This window comes from Rhizobacter sp. (assembly GCF_035702065.1).
In the GTDB taxonomy this organism is placed as follows: domain Bacteria; phylum Pseudomonadota; class Gammaproteobacteria; order Burkholderiales; family Burkholderiaceae_C; genus Rhizobacter.
Genome location: NZ_DASSRA010000008.1, coordinates 1 through 6,523, shown reverse-complemented (window position 1 = coordinate 6,523; position 6,523 = coordinate 1). Strand labels below are relative to the sequence as shown.

General features: G+C 69.2%; 6 protein-coding genes. All 6 read left to right on the top strand.

Annotation, left to right across the window (positions count from 1 at the left end):
* On the top strand, window positions 1-268 hold a 268-nt coding region (locus VFL64_RS00385), incomplete at its 5' end, for an oxidoreductase C-terminal domain-containing protein (RefSeq protein ID WP_489538396.1).
* Between the two features lie 142 nt (window positions 269-410).
* Window positions 411-1,325 (top strand): L-histidine N(alpha)-methyltransferase, encoded by a 915-nt coding sequence (egtD, locus tag VFL64_RS00380; RefSeq protein WP_489538395.1) that lies wholly within the window; start codon window positions 411-413, stop codon window positions 1,323-1,325.
* Window positions 1,322-2,503 (top strand): ergothioneine biosynthesis protein EgtB, encoded by a 1,182-nt coding sequence (gene egtB / locus VFL64_RS00375; protein ID WP_489538394.1) that lies wholly within the window; start codon window positions 1,322-1,324, stop codon window positions 2,501-2,503. Before egtD ends, egtB begins: the two co-directional genes overlap by 4 nt.
* 67 nt (window positions 2,504-2,570) lie before the next feature.
* Complete coding sequence (locus tag VFL64_RS00370; protein ID WP_489538393.1) at window positions 2,571-3,617, top strand: LacI family DNA-binding transcriptional regulator; 1,047 nt, start codon at window positions 2,571-2,573, stop codon at window positions 3,615-3,617.
* 124 nt (window positions 3,618-3,741) lie between these two features.
* Window positions 3,742-4,704, top strand: a complete 963-nt coding sequence (locus tag VFL64_RS00365; protein ID WP_489538392.1) for a Bug family tripartite tricarboxylate transporter substrate binding protein — start codon at window positions 3,742-3,744, stop codon at window positions 4,702-4,704.
* A gap of 4 nt (window positions 4,705-4,708) precedes the next feature.
* A complete protein-coding gene (gudD, locus tag VFL64_RS00360) occupies window positions 4,709-6,055 on the top strand; it encodes a glucarate dehydratase (protein WP_489538391.1) in 1,347 nt (448 codons plus the stop codon).
* Window positions 6,056-6,523: the final 468 nt, after the last annotated feature.

Sequence of the window (6,523 nt, the reverse complement as noted above, 5' to 3'; positions counted from 1 at the left end):
GCCGTGGTTCTGGTCTGAGCAGGGCGCCATGCGCCTGCAGATGGCCGGCCTCGCGCCGGCCAACGGCACGCGCCACCGCCGACCCGGCGCCAACGCGGCCAGCTTCTCGGTGCTGCACTACGTGGGCGACAGGCTGGTGTGCGTGGAGAGCGTCAACGCCCCGCTCGACCACATGGCCGCGCGCAAGCTGCTCGAAACCGGCACCAGCCCGGCGCCCGCCGTGGCCTGCGACCCGGCGGTGCCCTTGAAGAGCCTGATCCCGGCGTAAGAAAGCCGGGTCCGGCGCGACTCTCTCCTGCGTCCTGTCAGCGGCTGGCAGGTACTTGCCAGCGGTGAACCCAGCGGTGATCATGTGTCGCCGCAGGCATGTGGCTTGCCGGGTTCCGCTGTTGCCCCGACCAGGAGACACCATGACCGATGCGGCGCGCGAAATCACCGAGGGACTGAGCCGAACGCCGGCCACGCTCTCGCCAAAGTACTTCTACGACGCGCGGGGTTCGCAGATCTTCGAGCAGATCACACGCCTGCCCGAGTACTACCCCACGCGCACCGAGCACCACATCATGCGGCTGCATGGCGGCGACATTGCGCGCCGCGTCGGTCCCGGCCGCACGGTGGTCGAGCTGGGTGCGGGCAACTGCGAGAAGGCGCGCAGCCTGTGCCAGGCGATCGCGGCCACGCGCTTCGTGGCGGTCGACATTTCCGAAGAGTTCCTGCACCAGTCTGTGAAGCGGCTGCGCACGGAGATGCCGTCGCTGCAGGTGAGCGCCTTTGCCGCCGACCTCACCCGCGAGATCGAGTTGCCCGCCGACGTGCCCCGCGCCCACCGGCTCGTCTACTACCCCGGCTCGTCGATCGGCAATTTCGACCGGCCCGAAGCGCGCGGCCTGCTCGTGCGCATGCGGCACATGCTCGACGACGACGGCGCACTGCTGATCGGCGTCGACCTGCGCAAGGACGTGGCCGTGCTCGAAGCCGCCTACGACGACGCAGCCGGCGTGACGGCCGCCTTCAACCTCAACGCGCTCGCGCACGTCAACCATCTGATCGGCAGCGACTTCGACCTCGCGCAATGGAAGCACGTGGCCTTCTTCAACCGCGAGGCCTCGCGCATCGAGATGCACCTGGAAGCGCTGGCCGACCTGCGCGTGCACTGGCCCGGGGGCGGCCGCAGCTTTGCGCGCGGCGATCGCATCCACACCGAGAACAGCTACAAGTACGACATCGAAGGCTTCGCCCGCCTGCTCGACGAAGCGGGGTTCCGGCGCACCGTGGCCTGGACCGACCCACAGCGCTGGTTTGCCGTGGTACTGGCCTGCCCATGACGACGCTCACCCTGACCGAACTCGCCACGCACTACCGCCAGGTGCGCGCGCGCACGCTGGAGCTGGCCGCGCCGCTCTCGCCCGAAGACGCGGGGGCGCAGTCCATGCCCGATGCCAGCCCGGCCAAGTGGCACCTCGCGCACAGCACCTGGTTCTTCGAGACCTTCGTGCTCGAACGCTTCGAGCCCGGCTTCAGGCCCTTCGATCCGGCGTTCCGAGTGCTCTTCAACTCCTACTACAACGCGGTGGGCGACAAGCACCCGCGGCCGCAGCGCGGCCTGCTCACGCGGCCCTCCCTCGATGCGGTGAAGGCCTACCGCGCCGAGGTCGACCGCCGCGTGCTGCGTCTGCTCGACGGGGACGAGCCGGCGGCGCTGTCATTGGTCGAGCTCGGCCTGCACCACGAGCAGCAGCACCAGGAGCTGCTGCTGACTGACGTGCTGCACCTGTTCTCGTGCAACCCACTGCTGCCTGCGTACAGCGAGGCGCTCGCCCCGCCGCTGGCGGCACCGCAGCCCATGGAGTGGCTGGTGTTCGCCGAGGGGCTGATCGAGATCGGCCATGCGGGCGAGGGCTTCGCGTTCGACAACGAAGGGCCGCGCCACATCACCTTCGTGCCGGCCTTCGCGCTCGCCTCGCGGCTGGTGAGCCAGGGCGAGTACGCCGGCTTCATCGACGCGGGCGGCTACCGCGACCCGGCGCTGTGGCTCTCCGAAGGCTGGGACTGGCTGAAGGCGCAAGGCCGCGAGCACCCGCTGTACTGGCGGCGCGGCGAGCGGGGCTGGCACACGTTCACGCTGCATGGCCTGCAGCCGCTCGACGTGCATGCGCCGGTGCAGCAGGTGTCGTACTACGAGGCCGATGCCTATGCGCGCTGGGCCGGGATGCGGCTACCCACCGAGGCGGAGTGGGAGGCGGCGGCGCAGCAGCGGCGAGACGAGTTGCTGCAGCTCGACGATGCCTGCTGGCAGTGGACGGCGAGCGCCTACCTGCCTTACCCCGGGTTCCGTGTGAGCGAGGGCGCGGTCGGCGAATACAACGGCAAGTTCATGGTCAACCAGATGGTGCTGCGGGGCGGCTCCATTGCCACACCGCGTTCGCATGTGCGGGTGAGCTACCGCAACTTCTTTCCGGCCGGGGCGTCCTGGCAGTTCAGCGGGATCCGGCTGGCGCGCTGACGGCGAGGGGGTGTCGTGCCAGGTCGACCACGATGGTAGCGGTGTCACCGGCCGCTACACTGGCCGCATGGCCGATCCCGCAGCTCCGTCCTCTCGCCGCCCACGCCGCGGCGGTGGTGGCATCACGCTGGGTGACGTCGCTCGCCTGGCGGGCGTCTCGCCCATCACGGCTTCCCGCGCCCTCAACACGCCGGAGCAGGTCGCCAAGGAGACGCTGGCTCGCGTGACCGATGCAGTCGCGCGCACTGGCTACGTGCCCAACCGGCTCGCCGGCGGCCTGGCCTCGGCGCGCAGCCGGCTGGTGGCGGCCGTGGTGCCCACGGTCACCGGGCCGGTGTTCATGCAGATGGTGGAGTCGCTCACTTCCGCACTGGCCGATGCCGGCTACCAGCTCATGCTGGGCCAGAGCGGCTACACCGCCTCGCGCGAAGACGCGCTGCTCGACGCCATCATCGGCCGCCGGCCCGACGGCATCGTGCTCACCGGCATCATGCATTCGCCCGAAGGCCGGCGCCGTCTGCTGGCCAGCGGCATCCCGGTGGTCGAGACCTGGGATCTCACGCCCACGCCGATCGACATGCTGGTGGGCTTCTCGCACGCCGAGGCGGGCGCTGCGGTGGCGCGGCACCTGCACGCCAAGGGGCGCCGCCGCGTGGCGCTGATCAGCGGTGACGACGAGCGTGCGCAGCGGCGCAACCGCGGCTTCATCGACGAAGCGCTGCGCCTCGGCCTGGCGGACCGCGCGAGCGACGTCGCCGTGCTGCAGGTGCCCGCACCCACCACGCTGGGCAGCGGGCGCAGCGGCCTCGGCCTGCTGCTGAAGCAGGTGCCCGATCTCGACGCGGTGTTCTGCAGCTCCGACCTGCTGGCCTTGGGCGTGCTGACCGAAGCCGCGGCCCGCGGCATTGCCGTGCCCGAGCGCCTGGCCGTGGTCGGCTTCGGCGACCTTGCCTTCGCCGGCGACACCCACCCCGCCCTCAGCACCGTGCGCATCGACGGCGCCGCCATCGGCCGCGGTGCGGCGCGCTTCATCGTCGAGCGGGCCGAAGGGCGGGCGGTGGGCGAGAAGGTGGTCGACCTGGGCTTTCAGCTCATCGAGCGCGGAACCAGCTGACCCCAGGCCCGGCGCCCCGAGGGTTATCCCTTAAAGATCACGCTTGAACTTCAAGACGGTAGCGCTACCATACGAGAGCGGTAGCGCTAACAGTCTGCGCCCACCCTTCAGGAGACATCCCCGCATGAACAAGCTGTTGACCACCCTGTGCCTCGCCTTCGCCGCGCTGGCCGCCGCCCCGGCCCACGCCTGGCCCGACAAGACCGTGACGCTGGTCGTGCCCTTCCCGCCCGGCGGGTCCACCGACAGCCTGGCGCGGGTGCTCGCGCCCAAGCTGCAGGAGAAGCTGGGCCAGAACTTCATCGTCGACAACAAGGCCGGCGCCACCGGCACCATCGGCGCCGGCCAGGTGAAGCGTTCGGCGCCCGATGGCTACACGGTGCTCGTGTCTTCGCTCGGCCCCTTCGTCATCGCGCCGCACCTCATCAAGGGCCTGCCCTACGACGCACTGAAGGACTTCGACCTGCTCACCGTCGCCGTGCAGGCGCCCAACGTGCTGGTGGTGCCGGCGGCCTCGCCGCTCAAGACCGTGGCCGACGTGATCGCCGAGATGAAGAAGAACCCCGGCAAGATGACGCTCGCTTCGTCGGGCAACGGCTCCTCCGACCACCTCACCGCCGAACTCTTCTGGCTGCAGACCGGCACCAGCGGCACGCACGTGCCCTACAAGGGCGGTGCACCGGCGATTCAAGACCTGCTGGGCGGCCAGGTCGATGCCTCGTTCCAGAACGTCAACGCCGTGCTGCAGCACATCAACGCCGGCAAGCTGCGCGCCATCGCCGTCACCGGCGACAAGCGTTCCGCCGTGCTGCCCAACGTGCCCACGCTGAGCGAAAGCGGCGTGAAGGGCGCCGACGTGTACTCGTGGCAAGGCATTGCCGCGCCCAAGGGCCTGCCGGCCGACGTGAAGGCAAAGCTGCATGCGGCGCTTGTCGCCTCGCTCAACGACGCGCAGATCAAGGCCGAGTTCGCCAAGATCGGCCTCGAGGTCGTCGGCAACACGCCCGAGCAGTTCTCCGCCTTCCAGCAGGCCGAGTACGCGCGCTGGAAGAACGTGATCGAGACGCGCAAGATCACCGCGGACTGAGCCCATGAGCACGCACACCGACACGCCCAAGGTCACCGCCATGCGGGTGGTTCCCGTCGCCGGGCGCGACTCCATGCTCATGAACCTGAGCGGCGCGCACGGCCCCTTCTTCACACGCAACCTCGTCATCCTCAGCGACAACGCCGGCCGCACCGGCGTGGGCGAGGTGCCGGGCGGCGAGAAGATCCGCCAGACGCTGGAAGACGCGAGCGCGCTCGTCGTCGGCCAATCGGTGGGCAACGTGCAAAGCGTGCTGCGCAGCGTGCGTGAGCGCTTCGCCGACCGCGATGCCGGGGGCCGCGGGCTGCAGACCTTCGACCTGCGCACCACCATCCACGTGGTCACGGCCATCGAGTCGGGCCTGCTCGACCTGCTGGGCCAGCACCTGGGCCTGCCGGTGGCGGCGCTGCTGGGCGAGGGCCAGCAGCGCGACTCGGTCGAGATGCTGGGCTATCTCTTCTTCGTGGGTGATCGCAGCAAGACCGATTTGCCCTACAGCACACCGGATCGCGAAGGTGCCGATGCCGATGATTGGCAGCGCCTGCGCCACGAGGTGGCGATGACGCCTGCTTCGGTGGTGCGCCTCGCCGAAGCCGCGCGGGCGCGTTATGGCTTCAACGACTTCAAGCTCAAGGGCGGCGTGCTGGCCGGCGAAGCCGAGGTCGAAGCGGTGACGGCGCTGCACGAACGCTTTCCTGAAGCGCGCGTGACGCTCGATCCGAACGGTGGCTGGCTGCTGAAGGATGCGATCCGCCTGATGCGCGACATGCGCGGCGTGGTGGCCTACGCCGAAGACCCCTGCGGTGCGGAAGACGGTTACTCGGGCCGCGAGGTGATGGCGGAGTTCCGCCGTGCGACGGGCCTGCCGACGGCGACCAACATGGTGGCGACGGACTGGCGGCAGCTGGCGCATGCCTTGTCTTTGCAGTCGGTCGACATTCCGCTCGCCGATCCGCACTTCTGGACCATGGCAGGGTCGGTGCGGGTGGCGCAGACATGCCGCGATTGGGGGCTGACCTGGGGCTCGCACTCGAACAACCACTTCGACGTGTCGCTGGCGATGTTCACGCATGTGGGGGCAGCGGCGCCGGGGCGGGTGACGGCGATTGACACGCACTGGATCTGGCAGGACGGGCAGCGGCTGACGCGCGAGCCGCTGAAGATCGTTGGCGGGCATGTGCAGGTGCCGAAGAAGCCCGGGCTTGGGATCGAGCTCGACATGGTGGAGGTGGAGAAGGCGCATGCGCTCTACAAGGCGCATGGGCTGGGGGCGCGGGATGATGCGGTGGCGATGCAGTACCTGGTGCCGAACTGGAAGTTCGATCCGAAGAGGCCTTGCATGGTGAGGTGAGGGAGGGCGCTCACTGGGTGTGTGCTTCCGTTTGTTCCGGCTGAGCGCTCTTCGCGCGCCGTCACCTGCTCGTACACCGCAGTCCGCTCGCACGCCACCACCCGTTCAGGCTGAGGTATCGAAGCCTTGTGGCTGCATTCGCATGAGGCTTCTTCTTACTGCGAGAGGCCGCGCCGGGATATGCCCCCGGCAGGGCACCTTCTTTTCTTTGCTTGCCCAAAGAAAAGAAGGCAAAAGAAAGGGCACCCTGCTCGCCGGTCGCCCTAGGGGCGACTGCTCTGCGGTGCTCGGTCTTTGCGGGTCGCGCCCAACTCACTACGCGGCCGTTGGCCGCTGCGTTCAGACAGGCGGCGCGAAGTCAGAGGACGAAGCGTGCTGGCGCACGCAGCCCCCAAGCCCTGCGCTGCTCGACGGCTCACCAAGGGGCCCAAGAGAAAGCTCGCCTTCGGCATCGTGTCTCGGCTCGCT

Excerpts from the sequence above, each read along its gene's own strand:
- VFL64_RS00370 (WP_489538393.1), top strand. The coding sequence starts at position 2,571 with ATGGCCGATCCCGCAGCTCCGTCCTCTCGCCGCCCACGCCGCGGCGGT.
- VFL64_RS00365 (WP_489538392.1), top strand. The coding sequence starts at position 3,742 with ATGAACAAGCTGTTGACCACCCTGTGCCTCGCCTTCGCCGCGCTGGCC.
- gudD (WP_489538391.1), top strand. The coding sequence starts at position 4,709 with ATGAGCACGCACACCGACACGCCCAAGGTCACCGCCATGCGGGTGGTT.
- egtD (WP_489538395.1), top strand. The coding sequence starts at position 411 with ATGACCGATGCGGCGCGCGAAATCACCGAGGGACTGAGCCGAACGCCG.
- egtB (WP_489538394.1), top strand. The coding sequence starts at position 1,322 with ATGACGACGCTCACCCTGACCGAACTCGCCACGCACTACCGCCAGGTG.